This is a genomic window from Paenibacillus germinis, from assembly GCF_013141785.1.
Lineage (GTDB): Bacteria > Bacillota > Bacilli > Paenibacillales > NBRC-103111 > Paenibacillus_E > Paenibacillus_E phytorum.
Window position 1 is genome coordinate 128,407 of the sequence record NZ_WHOC01000028.1, and the last position, 17,365, is coordinate 145,771.

A 17,365-nucleotide genomic window follows, 5' to 3' on the forward strand; every position below is an offset into this window, starting at 1 on the left:
TTTTCTTTGTTAAGTATAGAATTATACAGATTTATGTGTGAAAGAAAGAGAGGGGAGAAACACCATGCGTATTATATTGGCACCCGATTCATATAAAGGGAGCTTATCTGCCCTTGCTGTTGCTGATGCGATGGAACGAGGGATTCGGGACGTATTCCCTCATGCTGCAGTGAGCAAGGTACCTATTGCTGATGGTGGTGAAGGTACGGTAGAAGCGCTTATCATGTCTACCGGCGGTCAAATGATCCATCAAAAAATAGTAGGACCTTTGGGTGAAGAAATCGACTCCTATTGGGGGATTCTCGGCGATGGAGAAACCGGGGTGATCGAGCTTGCGGCTGCTTCCGGATTACCATTGGTACCGAGGGAACAAAGGAACCCACTGATGACGACGACTTATGGGACTGGACAATTAATCAAAGCGGCTCTTGATTACGGACTGCGAAAGCTAATTATAGGTATCGGAGGCAGCGCAACTAATGACGGCGGAGCGGGAGTGGCACAGGCCTTAGGAGTCAAATTCCTGGATTCGGACAACAACGAGCTACCCCAAGGTGGAGTGGCTCTTGCCAATCTCGCACGAATCGATTTATCCGATTTGGATAAGCGTATTGCCGAAACGGATATTAAGGTCGCATGCGACGTTGATAACCCGCTGTGCGGGCCGTTAGGCGCATCCGCGGTTTATGGTCCGCAAAAAGGTGCCACATCCGACATGGTGGCTCAATTAGATCATGCGCTTAAGAATTATTCGGTTGTTGCCCAATTGGCAACACGCAGGGACGTTGCACTAATTCCGGGTGCCGGTGCAGCCGGCGGTGTAGGGGCAGGATTGTTGTTTTTCACGAATGCGAAGCTGATCCCAGGCATTCAAATCGTGTTGGAAGCTGCAGACTTCGCTGAAAAGCTTAAGCAGGCGGACCTGGTCATAACCGGTGAAGGCTCCACCGACTTTCAAACCGCGCACGGTAAAGCCCCTGTTGGTGTGGCTAAGATCGCCAAGCAGGCGGGCATCCCGACGATCTGCTTGTCCGGCGGTTTAGGTAAAGGCGCTGAGGATGTACTTCAACATGGGATCGACGGTCTGATGAGTATTGTGCCCCGGCCCATGGAATTAGAGCAATGTATAGAATCGGCTGAAGAGCTTATTCAAACAGCCACAGCTAGAATATGCAGATTGATTAGCATTGGAATCAAGATGAAATAAAATCATAGCTATGGGGCTGCATTGTTATTTCATCTAATTCGTCTTACAATATGATTATTCGTATTAGTCAGCTAAGAGAGAAGGGTAAATATGGTAGAACCTAAAGGAAGCGTTGAATTGGATACTGTTAAACGAAATACGCTGCCCAAGCAAGTCGTTGACAGCATTGTTCAGCTGCTTATCAGCGGTCAGCTTAAACCTGGAGATAAACTGCCGTCCGAGATGGAACTGATCGATATGTTAGGCGTGAGTCGGCCAGTTCTGCGAGAAGCATTAAGTTCACTCGAAGCACTTGAAGTGATTACGAGAAAAACCCGTGGAGGTACCCATTTTAATAATAAAATCGGCAGCAATCCGTTCTCGGTAATGCTGGCTTTGTCCATTGGCAACCTTCCAGCGATCATCGAAGCACGGATGGCATTAGAATTGGGACTTGTGGCCATGGCGGCAGAAAAGATTACGAACGAGGAGTTGAAACGATTAAAGGAAACTATAGATGAAATCGCTGGCAGTGTTGATAACAACTATGGGGAAGCGGACAAGGAATTTCATCGGATTATTGCAATGAGTGCGAACAATCCGATCATTGAAGGGATGATAGATCCGCTGCTTATCACTCATGACAAAATGGACAGACAAATTAGGGAACGTGAACGTGATGTAACGGTCCAATTCCATACAGATATCTATAATGCGCTCGTTAATCGGGATCCACACGAAGCGTTTACTCATATGTACCGCCATCTTAGTTATGTCCGAAATAAGCTTTTACAGGTATATCAAAACGAATAAGCGGTCCATAACGGCCCATTTAAAAAGTCTGCCAATCTCTCGCGACTGCGATACAGAGATCAAGCAGACTTTTTTCGTTCAATTCTATCCACCATTATGTATATATGCTTCAATTCTATAAAGGGCAGAGGTTAAGGCAGTACGATGCAACTGAAAACAATGGTAACTGGGGTCCATTTTATCCTATAAGCTGCAATTTCACTGAGAATTTAGATGGTTCGATCAGTACTATTGCCAGTTGTAACCGCAAAACTTATGATTTGAATTGTGATCGATACACAGATGAATTCAGTCAGGGGGACGGCGGATGAACGAGCAGTATGAAGCTCAGTTACAAATGAGAACCAATTACCGTTTCTTTAAAGAATCTTTGTTCATAAGGGATATTGTTAGGGATCGATGGTTGTATGTAATCTTATTACCAGGCATTTTATATTTTATCATTTTTAAATATGTTCCTATGTTTGGCTTACTCATGGCTTTTGAGGACTATAAACCGCATCTAGGTTTTATGAATAGTCCTTGGGCAGGGCTGAAGCATTTCGAACGATTTTTTTCAGAACCTCAGTTTTGGATACTGTTCCGTAATACCATTTTGTTAGCGATTTATAATTTGGTGTTTTTCTTCCCGCTGCCTATCGTACTAGCGCTTATGTTGAACGAAGTTCGTATTGGGCTATTCAAACGCTTTGCTCAGACGCTCTTGTATTTGCCTCACTTTATTTCATGGGTAGTAGCGGTTGGTATATTCTATGTCTTATTTACAACTGAAGGTGGAGTAGTAAACGAACTGATCCAAAAAATCGGTATGGAGAAAATTCCGTTCATGCTAAGTGAGGATTGGTTCAGACCGATGATCATCAGCCAGTCGATCTGGAAAGAGGCAGGCTGGGGAACGATTATTTTCCTCGCAGCGCTGTCTGGAGTCGATCTTCAGCTATATGAAGCGGCTCGTATGGATGGAGCTGGGCGTTGGCGCCAGTTGTGGCATATTACATTACCAGCTATTCGCAGTACGATCGTCATCTTGTTTATTCTACGCTTGGGCAGTTTTTTGGACACGGGTTTCGAGCACATCTTTCTGATGCTTAACTCCATGAACCGAGAAGTCGGGGAAGTGTTTGATACTTTTGTATATATGAAAGGCTTGACGCAAGGACAATACAGCTATAGTGCCGCGGTCGGGATGTTTAAATCCCTGGTAGGGCTTGTCCTAGTACTCGGATCCAATTGGATAGCGAAAAAATTCGGCGAAGAAGGCGTATATTAAAAAGCGTCAGGAGGCTGTCAATATGCTGGCAGAAGATAAGAATTGGAGCAATCGGCTGTTTAATACGGTAAACTATTCGTTGTTGACCCTTGTATCCCTAATCACAATCATTCCCTTCGTATATATCGTTTCAATGTCTTTTGCTTCCCCAGAGGAGGTGGCTAAAGGCGGGCTGCTCTTATTTCCTTCGAAGTTTACCTTGGGGGCATATAAATACATCTTTTCAACCGATACGATGGTTCGGAGTATTCTAATCTCGATTTATATTACGGTGTTCGGAACGTTGATCAACTTGCTGTTGACCTCGTTTACCGCTTACCCGTTGGCTAAAGCGACCTTACGAGGGCGCCGGACGATACTTCTCATGATTTTAATTACGATGCTGTTCAGCGGAGGCTTGATCCCGACCTACTTTGTAGTTAAGGCCTTTGGTATGATCAACACGTACTGGTCCCTGATGATTCCGACCGCTATAAGCGCATTTAATTTAATCGTGCTCAAGAACTTTTTTCAGCAAATTCCCGACAGCTTGGTAGATTCGGCGAAGATCGATGGCTGTAATGATGTAGGGATTTTGTTTCGTATTATTTTGCCATTATCGATGCCGGCGATGGCTACCTTCGGACTTTTCTATGCCGTAGGACATTGGAATACATTCTTTAATGCGGTGATGTATATGAACGATGCGGAGAAATTTCCGGTCCAGGTTATTTTGAGACAAATTGTTTTGTTATCTCAGGATCAAATCGGGAATACCACATCACAGCAAGATCCAACCGACTTTTTACCGCAGACCATTCGAATGGCTTCCATTGTAGTCGCGACCGTCCCGATTGTGCTCGTCTACCCGTTCTTACAGAAGCATTTTGCCAAGGGTGTGCTATTAGGATCGGTAAAAGGATAACTCTTTCTCGAAGAGTGTCCGTTTACATAAAGAAACATTCAGGAGGGGTTATGTATGGTAATTAAGCGCTTTATTACTGTGGTTTCATTGCTGACGACTGTAAGTGCTTTAACGGGGTGTGCAGGCGAGAAGAGTTCACCAATTGCACAGCAGGATAATACGCCGCTTACAGTTACTATTGCTACGCCTCAAATCGGAGAAGCTCCGAAAAAAGGCAGTGAAGTGGAGCAGGCTATCGAGAAATATACGAATTCAAAAATCGATATGCAATGGATTCCATCCGCTGCTTTCGAAGATAAGAAAAACATCATGATTGCCTCTAATGAAATGCCCAAAGCATTTAAAATTACGTCGAACGCCACTACGCTTAGCGCGATCCAATCCGGCTTGTTTTGGGAAATCGGCCCTTTGTTAAAGGATTATAAAAACTTATCAGGTGTCAACGCACTGTATTATGAAAATTTAAAGGTTGATGGCAAGTTATATAGTTTGCCTCTGTACCGGGACATTGGCCGTGCCGGTATCACGTACCGGAAGGATTGGTTTGATGAACTTGGCCTAAAGACGCCGGTAGCCTTAGATGACTGGTATAACCTCATGAAGACCATCGCGGAGAAGGATCCTGATAAGAATGGTCAGAACGATTCGTATGGTATTTTTCTTGATAAGTCCTATAACGACCCGGTTGCCAGCAGCTCCTTTCTGACCCGACTCGCCGTTTCTCAGGGAGCACCGAATAAATGGGGTATAGAAGGAGGTAAGGTGACAGCTGAATTTATGACCAAACCATATTTCGAGTCCATGAAGCTGCTTCGCAGACTATATCAGGAGAAATTAATCAATCAGGACTTTTCCGTTGTACAAACAGCTGATGCCGATAATAAATGGAATGCAGGCAAGGTAGGGATTCGGGTTAATACCGTTGCCTCGGCAGCTGCGACCTCGCAAGACAATCTAAAAAAAGCTGTACCTAATGGTGTAGTTGATATTGCACCTTATATGGGGCCGTCAGGCAATCGTGTACCGGCTGAGCCTGGCAATAATGGCTTCTTCGTCTTCCCGAAATCGAGTGTCAAGTCAGAAGCGGAATTAAAGCGACTGCTGGGCTTCTTCGATAAACTGCTGGAGCCAGAGATGTCGACACTTTTAACCAGAGGGATTGAAGGCAAACATTTTACTAAGACGGCTGACGGAAAAGCGGAGTTTAAAGACTTGACCCAATTTAATCTCGAAGTTAAGCCTTATCGTGACAGTCTGCCTTCATTTGAGGTAACCGGAACGGGTCTGCCTCTGAAATTATCAGATTTGCAGGCGAAGGGTTGGAAGGTCATTGCCGACAACCTGAAGAATGTGGTGCCCAATGTGGCGTTAACGATGAACTCCAAGATGTATTCTGAAAAAGGCGGAGAATTGGATACATTAATTCGTGATGCCCAAACCAAATTTATTATGGGGAAAATTGATGAGGCTGGTTGGCAAGCAGAAGTGGATAAATGGAGAAAAGCCGGCGGTGACAAGGTGATTGAAGAATATACGGCCGAGTATGCGAAGCAGAAGAAGTAAGACACTCTAGTTCTAGCATTTGTATGCATAGGCATCGTAGATTCCTCTGATATAATGGTAATGTCGAATCCTTGAAAGCGAAGAAAGGAGAGGTTTCCGTTGCCAAAATACTTATATCGAATGCTGGTCTTCTCTCTTCTGTTGAGCGCAGTTCCGGTCGTTTGCATTGGGCTTATCTCCTACTATATTGCCTCAAAGGATATTGGGAAGAAGGTTAATGAGGGGAATGTACAGATCCTGCTGCAAAACCAGATGCGAATGGAGCAAATCTTAAAGAACGTGGAAATGGGCGCTGTACAGTACATCAATTCACCGTTGGTAAGCGATTTCATCTACCATGATTTACAGAATGATGATTTTCAAACGATCAACAATCTCTCCAAAGGCTTGTATAATCTTCATTCGATTGCGGGTGTGGCCGACACGCAGTTGATTAATTTGGAGCACGACTGGATGATCAGCAATCTCGGTTTTACATCAACAGAAGATTTTGTGAATCGAGATTTACTGAGCGATTATGCCAAGCGCCCTCAAAATTTATTTTGGTTAGCTACTATCGGTAGTTCCTTAGATGAAAATAAGATCCGGTTGGTCGTTAAGCTTCCAATGATTGCCTCTACGACCACGACCACTCCTAAAGCATTGTTGATGATTGATATGTCGCATGATGCGTTACTGAGCAATTTGGCCCAAAACACCCAATTAGGAAATATTTATGTACTTAATCGAAATAGGGAGCCGTTCTTAGCTAGTTCCAGCACTGTAGGGATCCAGCCTTCCATCCTGCAAAGGATGAATGCCGCGACGGAACCAGAGGGGGCCTTTGAAATAGGCGATATGGGGGTCAACTATCGAGTTTCCTCTTATAACGGCTGGTCCTATGTTTCGATCGTGTCCATTGATGCAATTACGAGGGAATCTAAGAAAATTGCATTCATCACCTTAAATGCTTGTGTGATTATTTTTATTCTAATCGCATTAGCCGCCTTCTACGGAACCCGCCGCATGTATAGGCCGATCCATCGGCTATTTATGATGATGGAGCAGTTCGGAGGAGAGTCCATAGGGAACAAAAAGCGGGATGAATTCGCTTTAATCGAAGAGCGCTTTTCATCCTTGTTTAGCACGAGAAAGCAGCTTCAGCAGCAGCTGCAGGTTCAGAGTGGGCAGGTGAAGGAATTTTTCCTGTTGAAGTTGATAATGGGACAGGTCACAGAAAGCGAATTCTCCTATAAGTATGAGACCTATGGCTTTGGGGAAAAGGGGAAGGCACTAGGAGTGCTTGCCCTGCAAATTGATTCTCTAGAGGACACCCGATACTTGGATAGCGATAAGGAGCTGCTGTTATTTGCGATCAACAATGTCGTTGGGGAGCTAATCCCTAACGACCGTATCTTGGGTACTTTGCTGCTGGATCAGTCTCAGGTAACGATACTGCTAGGCGATTCGGAGGATCCGGATGAACTGAAGGGTTACTTCTATGAAATGGCGGAGCTTATGAAGTCGAAGGTGCACGAGCTTCTTCAGCTCAAAATCAGTATCGGCATCAGTCGGCCATTTCATAGGTACACAAATGCGATGGATGCATACTCAGAGGCTTTGGAGGCTCTGAAACGCAGAATTAGTCTTGGAAATGAGCTCATCCTGGGCTATGAAGATATCGAACCCGTTCACCGGAACAGCGTTCAGCCTTCATCTTCCTGGAATCACCTTGAAGAAAGCTTGATGAATGGACTTAAAACAGGCGATGCTGTTTCTGCTTACGAGTATTACAACCAGTATGCGTCAGCGATTTTGGAGAAGAGCGTCTCGTTCAATGATTTTCAAATATTTATGCTTCAATTAATCGCCAAAATTTATCGGCTTGTTGGGCAGCAAGGTGGCATGCTGGATGGATTAATCGGCGCTAAATCGGTCATTATCCGATTCATGAAATTGAATACGGCGGAGGAAATTATGACTTGGTTTAAGACTGAGCTGATCCCGCCCACCCTTGCTTTCCTACAGGGACGCATCGATTCGCAATATATCAATATCGCACACCAAATGATCGAGCTCATTCACGAAAAATACGATCAGGATCTTACGCTGGAATTGTGCGCTGCGCAATTCCGTTTTCATCCAGTTTATTTAAGCCGAGTATTCAAGAAAGAGATTGGAACGACGTTTATCGATTATTTGACGAATTACCGGATGAATATGGCGAAACTGTGGTTAAAGGACAGCAATATGAAGATTACGGAAATCGCGGAGCGTCTCAACTATACCAACTCCACTGGATTTATCCGGACCTTCCGCAAAGCTACTGGCATGACACCGGGCCAGTATCGAGAGGCCCTTTCGAGATCACAGTAATCGCCAGCTCGGTGAATGACCCATAATCGTGTTATCCATCATGGAGGTGTACCTGTTGACCTATGAATTGGTAGAAAAACTGAAAGCAGCATATATGTCCAGTGAGAAGTGGTATTCCGTAAGGTGGCATTATATCGAGGGCTGTATCTTAAAGGCGTATTTGGACTGCTACGAGCAATCCAGCAGTGAAAGAGATTATATCTTTGTAAAAAGCTATATAGATCAGCTTTTTGACTCGGACGGCAATATCCCTGAAATCCAAATCAGCAGTTATAATATCGACCAAATCCGGATGGCTGGAGTTTTGTTTACGCTATACCAAAGGGAGCGGGAGCCCAAATATAAAAGGATCATGGATATGTTGTATCAGCAGTTGGCTTCTTATCCGAGAACGAGTTCCGGTTCGTTCTGGCATAAAGAAAACTACCCCTACCAGGTTTGGCTGGATGGATTGTATATGGGGCAGCCTTTCTATGTTCAGTACGTGAAGCAATTCGTAGAGGTCAAGGATTATTCCAATACGCTGCAGCAGTTTAGAAATGTAAGACAATATATATATAACCGAGAGAAGCGGTTGTACACCCACGCTTATGACGAGAGTCGCGATATTTTCTGGTGCGATAAATCAACAGGGCAGTCACCAAATGTGTGGGGGCGTGCGGTCGGCTGGTTCGCGATGGCATTGGTGGATGTGCTGGAGCTGCTGGAAGGAGAGCCGGCAGATACCGGCATACTCAAAGCCTATATCAAGGAGCTTATAGATGACATGCTGCCGTACCAGCATAGCGAGGGTATGTGGTACCAGGTTGTGGATAAGAAAGAGCATCCGGGCAATTATCTCGAAGCCAGCGGTACGCTGATGTTAGCTTATGCCATTCTGAAAAGTGCGCGATTGGGATATCTGCCAAAAGAGTATGCCGTATACGGCATACAGGCTTTTAACGGAACGATTGCTCGTTACCTGAGGGAAGAAGACGGTGAAGTGCTGTTAGGCGGCATTTGCCGAAGTGCTGGCCTTGGCAAAAAGCCGGAAACCGGACAAATGCGAGATGGCAGTCTTGCGTATTATTTCTTCGCCGAACAAATCGTGGACAATAACGGGCATGGTGTAGCACCGCTGCTGATGGCCTACAACGAGATTAAGCGGCTTGGCTGAAAAAGGAGGATATCTGTATGTCTAAGCTTGCAAAAAGTCAAAATGAAGCGCCTCTTTACATAAAGGTTCACGCCGAGGATAATGTTGCGATTATCGTTAATTCCGGTGGGTTATCTAAAGGGAGTATCTTTTCTTGTGGTCTAGAACTTAGGGAAAGCATTCCGCAAGGGCATAAAGTAGCCCTAACTGATTTAGAGCAGGATGAACCTATCGTTCGCTACGGTGAAGTTATCGGTTATGCGGATAGTCCGATCCTGCAAGGTAGTTGGGTGGAGGAGAAGTTGGTAAGACTCCCCACACCTCCTGAGTTAGATGAGCTGCCGATTGCCAATCATGTACCGTTACCGCTGGCGCCGCTTGAAGGGTACACTTTTGAGGGATATCGTAACGAAGATGGCAGTGTCGGCACGAAAAATATACTGGGAATCACGACAAGCGTTCAATGTGTTGCAGGGGTGCTTGATTATGCTGTGAAAAAGATTAAAGAGCAATTGCTTCCGGGCTATCAAAATGTAGAGGATGTCGTGGCTTTAACTCATAATTATGGTTGCGGAGTTGCCATTAATGCTCCTGATGCTATCATTCCGATTCGCACCATTCAAAATATCGCGACCAATCCCAATTTTGGCGGTGAAGTTCTAGTGGTGGGGTTGGGTTGTGAGAAGTTAATACCGGAAAGATTGCTTCCGGACGGAGACTCTTCCAACATCGTATCTCTGCAAGATCATCATGGTTTTATGAGTATGATTCAGTCCATTATGAGTATGGCGGAAGAAAAATTGGTGAAGTTGAATCGACGACAGCGCGTAACTTGTCCTGTGTCCGACCTAGTGGTTGGTTTACAATGTGGAGGAAGTGATGCTTTTTCCGGGGTGACGGCGAACCCGGCGGTAGGGTTTGCCGCTGATCTGTTGGTTCAAGCTGGCGCAACGGTGCTATTCTCAGAGGTCACCGAAGTGCGGGATGCCGTTCACCTGCTAACGCCGCGCGTAATCAATCAAAAAGTGGGTCAGGCATTAATACAAGAAATGAAGTGGTACGATAATTATTTGCAAAAAGGTCAAGCGGATCGGAGTGCGAATCCGTCACCGGGAAATAAAAGAGGCGGATTGGTGAACGTGGTAGAGAAGTCACTTGGATCGATTATCAAATCGGGTAGCAGTCCCATTGTAGGCGTATTATCCCCGGGTGAAAAAGCGACTCAAAGAGGGCTCATTTATGCGGCGACACCCGCAAGCGATTTTGTTTGCGGTACTTTGCAACTAGCCTCGGGGGTAAATATGCAAGTTTTTACAACGGGTAGAGGCACACCTTATGGGTTAGCGATGGCACCAGTTATTAAAGTATCTACTCGAAATTCTTTAACGGAACAGTGGCATGATTTAATCGATGTGAATGCAGGAACGATAGCAACGGGTGAAGCAACTATTGAAGAAGTGGGCTGGGAGATTTTTCGCATGATCGTAGATGTAGCAAGCGGGAAAAAGAAGACTTGGGCAGACCACTGGGGATTGCACAATGCTTTGTGTCTGTTTAACCCAGCTCCAGTAACCTAGTCGTTGTTGGGCGTCTTGGGTTGGAACTAGGTGGAGAAGAGCGGACGCAGCGGGAGATTATTAATGAAAGAAAGGACCGGGACTCCATGGGATATGGGATTCCGGTCTTTTGTGCGTTTGGCAGCGCAATCGATTAAGGAGTGAAAGTCTCCCGTACACCGCGAGGTGGCTTCTTACCAAGACCGTGATGGTTAAGGTAAGAGGATAAGAATGGTGAGAAGTCAGACGCAGCATTTATTGGAATTTCTGCTTGGTATTAGTCAACTCCATTTGCTTCTTCGAGAGAATGAATGAGAAGACTATGATCGATCGGTGAAGACATGACAACCAGCATCGTATAGGTTCCATATTTATCGCACTGATTGCCAAACTCTTCGAGCGTGCGTGTGGATTCCGTCACTACTTTTAATAAATAACTGTGTTCTCCGCTTATTCGGTGGCACTCAGCAACATGGGGAGATGTATGGACAAAATCAAGAAACGCTAAACAGTCTCTAGTCCGAAACAACATATAGGCTGCCGCATGCTTCCCAATTTTTTCGGGAGAAATGACGGTACGATACTTTTCGATTATTCCCTTTTCTTCCATTCTCTTAACTCGTTCCGTTACAGCAGGTTGGGACAACCCCACGCTTTTACCCAGCTCAGTCATTGAAATCCTTGCCTGGTTTTGAAGATAGAAGAGGATTTGTTTGTCTACATGATCCACTTTGAGTACGCTCCTTTATTTTTAAGGTCTTTTAAATATAATAACTTTTATTACTTTGTATAATCATCATATTTGATTTTATTTGATATGTAAAATGAACGCTTTAAATTATATAATAAGACTCACCTTAATAAGGTGCTTCACACATGAGAAGTCAGAGAGGATGGCAAGCAATGAGCAAATACGATTTAAAGAAGGCAGGTACAGAAGATTTACAGGCCCGTATTGATGAGGTCTTTGATTGTACAATTGACGAAAAAAAGCTGGCTGGTGCTGTTACCAAATCTAAGTATGGAGGATATTCTCAATGACTCTCTCCCATTCTAGCAAAAATATAATGGCATTGGCTGCGATATGTTTGTCCGCGTTAATGTTCGGCCTAGAAATTTCCAGTGTGCCAGTGATACTGCCAACCTTGGAAAAGGTATTGCATGGCAATCTCAAGGATATGCAATGGATTATGAACGCCTACACCATTGCTTGTGCGACGGTTCTGATGGCTGTGGGAACGCTGGCTGACCGTTATGGAAGGAGGCGCATTTTTATTATCAGCCTCGTCTTGTTTGGTATTACATCCTTGATTTGTGGTTTGGTGCAAGACACATCAGTACTAATCGTCAGTCGGTTTCTACAAGGTGTAGGTGCTGGCGCGATGCAGATTTGCCAGATAGCCATTCTTTCGCATCGGTTTCAGGAAGGACGAGAACGCAGCAGAGCCTTTGGAGCATGGGGGATCGTGTTCGGTATCGGCCTCGGTTTTGGACCGATCATCGGGGGGATGATCGTGGTCGTATTGAACTGGCATTGGGTTTTCCTGATCCACGTCCCGCTGACCATCCTCACTCTGATCCTTGTCTTTGGCAGTGTGGAGGAATCCAGAAATCCGCAAGCGAAAAAGCTGGACATTATCGGCATCGTCACGCTTTCGTTGACGGTTTTTGGCCTGGCATACTTTATCACGCAAGGGCCCGAACTAGGCTTTACCAGCGTAGCATCCATCAGCATCCTTGTTGCAGCGGCAGCAAGCTTCATTATTTTTCTTTTTGCGGAAAAGCTCAGCGCCCATCCGATGTTTGACTTTTCCGTATTCAAGATACGCAATTTTTCCGGCGCTCTCCTTGGCTCCATCGGTATGAATTTCAGTTACTGGCCGTTCATGATCTATCTGCCGATCTATTTTCAGAGCGGCCTTGGATATGGCATCGTAGCCGCCGGGCTGTCTCTCTTGGCTTATGCGCTGCCCACCCTGGTGATCCCGCTCTTGGCAGAGCGCCTTTCGCTCCGCTATCAGCCGCGTATAGTTATCCCATTGGGTCTGTTTATCATCGGATTGGGCTTCATGTTGATGAAATATGGCAGTGGAGGCGATCACGCCAACTGGCTGACCATGTTACCGGGTTCCCTGTTGGCTGGTATCGGGCTGGGCTTGACCAACACGCCTGTGACCAACACGACTACTGGCTCAGTTCCAACTACCCGTGCAGGCATGGCTTCCGGTATAGACATGAGTGCCAGATTGATCAGTCTAGCCATAAACATCGCTGTGATGGGATTCATTTTGCAGGAAGGCATCCTATCTTATTTGAAGCGGGTCCTTCCTGGGACTCTCGATACAACGCAATTGCGGACTTTGGCCGAGAAAATAGCCGCTGGAAACACTACATCTCTCAATCAGGGTTTGCCAGAACTGACCTCTCTGGATGCGTCCGGAGCCGTGGTCCATGCAGCTCTTGTGCACGGCTTTGGCTTGGTGATGCTCTATGGTGGCATTGGCGTGTGGGTTTTGGCCGCGACCAGTTTTATGATTTTTGGATCAAAGAGAGTAGCTAGAGCATGAAGGGCATCGCGCCTGCAGGTGGTTACTTGTAGTAATACATCAGCTTTTCGTTTTTGGTGACAATCCAAATCCGTTGTTAGCAGGGGCATAAATTGCCCCTTACATGATGAACATCATTGGGTACTATAAACGGCCCTATTCGCTTGAAAAGCGAAAGGGTTGTTTGACATGCGTCTATCTCCGATTAAGCTTGATAAGGCAAGGACCTATAGGTACTCCAGAGTATCATTGTGCCGATATCTGAAGTAAGATAGTATATTAATAAAAAGTACATAGATTTCACATAAAGTAAAAATAGTTAATTTTTACCGCAATCATAGTTCAATTGCCGGGGAGGTGGAAAATGTGTACCGCAAGCTGCGTCATTCACTGCAATGGAAACTAATGTTCATGATCACCGCTATCATTACCATTGTCATCACAGTCATCGGAAGCATCAGCTACGACAGGAGCATCAAAGCCATTGATTCCGACGTGGTCAGGTTCAGCAATCAGATCCTGACGCAGGCGAATTTTAATTTGAGCCGCTATATGGATGACAATGAGCATTTTTTTCAAAGAGTTGGGACAAGTAGTGATTTTCGCGATTGGTCCAGCGTTTCAAATGGTAGCGCTTACTCAATCTACAAAAATTATAAAAGCATCGAGAGTAATTTTATCGATCCTTATATTGCCTATCATCGGGAAATGCTTGCCATTGTGTTCTACAGCAGCAACGGTTACCAGAACATTTACCGAAATCCGGAGAATACGGACTATATGCTTAAAACCGACTATAACATGAAGGACGAAATGTGGTTCGGGAAGCTCCCCTTCTCGGGAGAAGCGACCCGTTTGGTGAAGGTGAGTGCCTCGTATGTGGATCGCAGGGGCTTTCCAGCGAATATACCCGTGTTAACCTATATGCAAAAATTCAGTTTTGGCAATCAGACTGGCTATTTGCAATTCGATATTTCTCTGCTGTCTACCCAGGCCATTCTGGATGCTATTAAGCTTGGAGCCACGGGCAGTACGTTTATCGTCGATGGCAATGGAACCGTCATCACCGCACATGATCAGAACAAGGTGGGGACCGTAGTCGAAAGGGATTTACAAAATATTTTGACCCAAAATGATTCCGGTTCTTATTATGATAAAAAGACGAAACAAATGATCGTCTATCAGATCATTCCCCGGAACGGCTGGAGAATTGTTTCGTTAATTCCCTGGAACCCGCAGATCGGAAAGACTGAAATGACCAGCCATATTATTTATCCGTAATTGTTGGATGAAAAAGAAGCAACCCCGAGCAGTAAGCTTTGGGGCTGCTTCTTTTTGGATTAATCAAATCCTTTTATTTGATTGATGATATAAATAGGGGACCCCAACCTTGCACTAATTTTCGAGAGCCTTAGCATTGCCATAGACTGGAATAGCCCCATGAGCGGACGCAGCCCAACGTACAGCATTTGCGATGACCCGCAAAACGTCTTTATTGTGATAGGTTGGATACGCTTCATGTCCCGGCCGGAAATAAAATATCTTACCGAGACCGCGGAAAAATGTACATCCGCTGCGGAACACTTCCCCGCCTTGAAACCAACTTACAAATATAAGCTCATTGGGAGCAGGTATATCGAAAAATTCTCCATACATTTCTTCATGCTGAAGTTCAAAATACGGCCCGATGCCTTCCGTGATCGGATGAGCTGGATCGACAACCCACAATCTTTCCTTTTCGGCATCTTCTCTCCATTTTAAATCGCAGGTGGTACCCATCAATTTCCTAAATAGTTTCGATAAATGTGCCGAGTGCAGCACGATCAGTCCCATCCCCTGCAATACTCGCTTATACACCCTTTCGACAATTTCATCACTAACTTGATCATGAGCCAAATGCCCCCACCAGATTAAAACATCTGTATGATTTAATACCTCTTCCGTCAAGCCATGTTCGGGTTGTTCCAATGTTGCAGTCATGATCCGGAACCCGTATGGTTCAAGACCGCCCATAATAGTTTTGTGTATCCCATTCGGATATATGTTCGCTACCTTTACGTCCGTCTTCTCCTGTACATACTCATTCCATATCGTTACATGAATTGGCCGTGTTTCGAAGAACAGCCTATTGCCAATTCTCGCATTTATCATTGTAATGTCCCCTTTGTTCGTCAATTCCATATCACCATTTATTTATATGTGTGTTTGCCCAAAAGGGTCTCGATTTAGCGCAGAATTCGATTCAAATACATAATCGGATTTCTTCATTCATACCTATCTATTATTTCCATAAAAGGAGTGAGAAACTTGCGGATCCATGTCGCCCATGCAGGAGAAACCCTTATCGCCATTGCCCAGAAATATAACATCGAACTGGTTGACCTCATTCTTATAAATCCGCACATTCCAAATCCGGATCTCGGTATTGGGGGGCAAAAAGTAAATCTTCCTTCGGATTCCGCTAAGCAGGCAAATTTAAATGTCCCATTTTGTTCGCCTATTGTTGAAGAAGGACGCCAGGATGACTGGATTCCGCTGACACCGCTTGAGCAAATGGCCAATACGGAATACGACGTCCTTATTGTCGGCACTGGTGCCGGCGGCGGAGCGGTTCTCTGGAGATTATGCGAAAAGTGGAAGAACAGCGGGAAGCGTATCGGCGTTGTTGAGGCAGGAGGTCTCGTGCTGCCGACACATATGAATAATGTTGCGACACTGGGCGGGGAGCGCGCGGTACGTTTTGCAGCGAGCCATAAAGTACCGTTCCCCGCAATCGAAGATCCGGTCGAATTTCCGTTAGCCAAACAAGTCCTTGCGCTTGGCGGTAAAACTATATTCTGGGGTTTGGTTTCCCCGCGCTTCCCTCCATCGGCGTTTGCCGAATGGCCGCTGTCATACGAAGAAATTAATCCTTATTACAATATCGCCGAACAAGTCATGAATGTAGGGCCGGATTTCTTCGAAGATTCATCTGCGCAGCAAGTCTTGTTTAAACGTCTGCAGGAAAATGGATTTCCAAACGTGATCCCGTATCCATACGCCGTTTATACGAAATCGTCCAAATATGGAAAAGTTTTCTCCAACCCCTTTTTTAGTTCCATCGTGTTTCTCGCATATGCGTTAAACCTTCGCGCCTTCGATTTGGCCGTGAGTGCCCGCTGCGTTCGAATTTCTCAGGATAAGGATAAAGTAACAGGGGTTACCGTAATGGATCCCGCTCTAAGATCCTATAATATCAAAGCAAAAAAGGTGGTTTTGGCGACAAGTACGCTAGAAAACCCCAGGCTGATGCTTGCTTCCGGTATTCCGGGAAAAGCGATCGGACATTATTTGACGGACCATTCGTTCATCGTTGCCGGTGGAAAAGCAAGTCGAAAGGAATTCCCGGAGATACCCGGAATCGTAGGTTTGCTCATGCCTGCCTCGGAACACGAACCATTCCAGATTCAGATGGGAGGAGGGATAGGTAAAGAGGTTTATTTTCAGCAGTATCAAAATATCCCTTTTCAAGAGGAGTTATCCTTGCATATTTTGGGATTTGGCGAGGTTCAGCCTCGATACGAAAACAGAGTATTTCTTGACCCCGCCAAAAGAGACCGTTACGGCGTTCCGTTCATTAAAATCGATTTCTCTTACAGCAAGCGTGACTATGCGGTCATAAACCGGATGGAGGCGACTTTGAAACGATTTGCTGCGTCCGCGGGAGTTACTTTGCAAAAGGAACCAGGCCAAACTGAAATCTGTATGCGTCAACCCGGAGGAAGCATTCATGAGGCAGGCACATGCCGCATGGGAGATAACCCGCTTACTTCCGTAACCAATCGATTCGGTCAGGTGCATGGCATCTCCGGTTTATATGTAGCGGACAACAGCGTATTCCCCACGGTAAGCGGAACCAATCCTACACTGACCATCGTTGCCTTGGCGATTCGAACGGCTGATTATATCGCTTTACAGTAACATCAAGGTTCTTTTATCTTCAGAAAAAAGTTTGGACCGGGACTCCATTAGAAATAAGGGGTCCCGGTTTATTTTAT

General features: G+C 45.4%; 14 protein-coding genes. 12 read left to right on the forward strand and 2 right to left on the reverse strand.

Going from position 1 to position 17,365, the window contains the following annotated elements:
• Nucleotides 1-64 precede the first annotated feature (64 nt).
• From GC102_RS06410 to garD, 8 genes are all read left to right on the forward strand, one after another.
• Nucleotides 65-1,207 carry a glycerate kinase gene (locus tag GC102_RS06410; protein ID WP_171688714.1) on the forward strand — a complete coding sequence of 381 codons (1,143 nt, stop codon included), beginning with the start codon at nucleotides 65-67 and terminating at the stop codon, nucleotides 1,205-1,207.
• A 90-nt stretch (nucleotides 1,208-1,297) separates the two neighbouring features.
• Nucleotides 1,298-1,999, forward strand: coding sequence for a FadR/GntR family transcriptional regulator (locus GC102_RS06415; protein ID WP_171688715.1), 702 nt, complete (start codon nucleotides 1,298-1,300; stop codon nucleotides 1,997-1,999).
• Nucleotides 2,000-2,336: 337 nt separating this feature from the next.
• On the forward strand, nucleotides 2,337-3,269 hold the full coding sequence (locus GC102_RS06420; RefSeq protein WP_246320761.1) for an ABC transporter permease: 933 nt from the start codon (nucleotides 2,337-2,339) through the stop codon (nucleotides 3,267-3,269).
• A 22-nt stretch (nucleotides 3,270-3,291) separates the two neighbouring features.
• Complete coding sequence (locus tag GC102_RS06425) at nucleotides 3,292-4,173, forward strand: carbohydrate ABC transporter permease (RefSeq protein ID WP_171688717.1); 882 nt, start codon at nucleotides 3,292-3,294, stop codon at nucleotides 4,171-4,173.
• A 54-nt stretch (nucleotides 4,174-4,227) separates the two neighbouring features.
• Complete coding sequence (locus GC102_RS06430; RefSeq protein ID WP_171688718.1) at nucleotides 4,228-5,736, forward strand: extracellular solute-binding protein; 1,509 nt, start codon at nucleotides 4,228-4,230, stop codon at nucleotides 5,734-5,736.
• 99 nt (nucleotides 5,737-5,835) lie between these two features.
• Complete coding sequence (locus GC102_RS06435; RefSeq protein ID WP_171688719.1) at nucleotides 5,836-8,091, forward strand: helix-turn-helix transcriptional regulator; 2,256 nt, start codon at nucleotides 5,836-5,838, stop codon at nucleotides 8,089-8,091.
• A gap of 46 nt (nucleotides 8,092-8,137) precedes the next feature.
• Nucleotides 8,138-9,247 carry a glycoside hydrolase family 88/105 protein gene (locus tag GC102_RS06440; RefSeq protein WP_312883185.1) on the forward strand — a complete coding sequence of 370 codons (1,110 nt, stop codon included), beginning with the start codon at nucleotides 8,138-8,140 and terminating at the stop codon, nucleotides 9,245-9,247.
• 17 nt (nucleotides 9,248-9,264) lie between these two features.
• Complete coding sequence (garD, locus tag GC102_RS06445) at nucleotides 9,265-10,803, forward strand: galactarate dehydratase (protein ID WP_171688721.1); 1,539 nt, start codon at nucleotides 9,265-9,267, stop codon at nucleotides 10,801-10,803.
• A 256-nt stretch (nucleotides 10,804-11,059) separates the two neighbouring features.
• Here garD and GC102_RS06450 read toward each other — a convergent pair whose 3' ends face one another.
• Nucleotides 11,060-11,512 carry an Lrp/AsnC family transcriptional regulator gene (locus GC102_RS06450; protein ID WP_171688722.1) on the reverse strand — a complete coding sequence of 151 codons (453 nt, stop codon included), beginning with the start codon at nucleotides 11,510-11,512 and terminating at the stop codon, nucleotides 11,060-11,062.
• A 173-nt stretch (nucleotides 11,513-11,685) separates the two neighbouring features.
• Here GC102_RS06450 and GC102_RS06455 point away from each other — a divergent pair, with 173 nt between their 5' ends.
• From GC102_RS06455 to GC102_RS06465, 3 genes are all read left to right on the forward strand, one after another.
• Nucleotides 11,686-11,823 carry a hypothetical protein gene (locus tag GC102_RS06455; RefSeq protein ID WP_171688723.1) on the forward strand — a complete coding sequence of 46 codons (138 nt, stop codon included), beginning with the start codon at nucleotides 11,686-11,688 and terminating at the stop codon, nucleotides 11,821-11,823.
• Complete coding sequence (locus GC102_RS06460) at nucleotides 11,820-13,349, forward strand: MFS transporter (RefSeq protein WP_171688724.1); 1,530 nt, start codon at nucleotides 11,820-11,822, stop codon at nucleotides 13,347-13,349. The genes GC102_RS06455 and GC102_RS06460 overlap by 4 nt, the downstream gene beginning before the upstream one ends.
• A gap of 345 nt (nucleotides 13,350-13,694) precedes the next feature.
• Nucleotides 13,695-14,609: a cache domain-containing protein gene (locus GC102_RS06465; RefSeq protein ID WP_171688725.1), complete on the forward strand. Its 915-nt coding sequence runs from the start codon at nucleotides 13,695-13,697 to the stop codon at nucleotides 14,607-14,609.
• A gap of 114 nt (nucleotides 14,610-14,723) precedes the next feature.
• Here GC102_RS06465 and GC102_RS06470 read toward each other — a convergent pair whose 3' ends face one another.
• Complete coding sequence (locus GC102_RS06470; RefSeq protein ID WP_171688726.1) at nucleotides 14,724-15,479, reverse strand: ThuA domain-containing protein; 756 nt, start codon at nucleotides 15,477-15,479, stop codon at nucleotides 14,724-14,726.
• Nucleotides 15,480-15,635: 156 nt separating this feature from the next.
• On the opposite strand from GC102_RS06470, the gene GC102_RS06475 reads away from it, so the two are divergent.
• Nucleotides 15,636-17,288, forward strand: a complete 1,653-nt coding sequence (locus GC102_RS06475; RefSeq protein ID WP_246320755.1) for a GMC oxidoreductase — start codon at nucleotides 15,636-15,638, stop codon at nucleotides 17,286-17,288.
• Nucleotides 17,289-17,365: the final 77 nt, after the last annotated feature.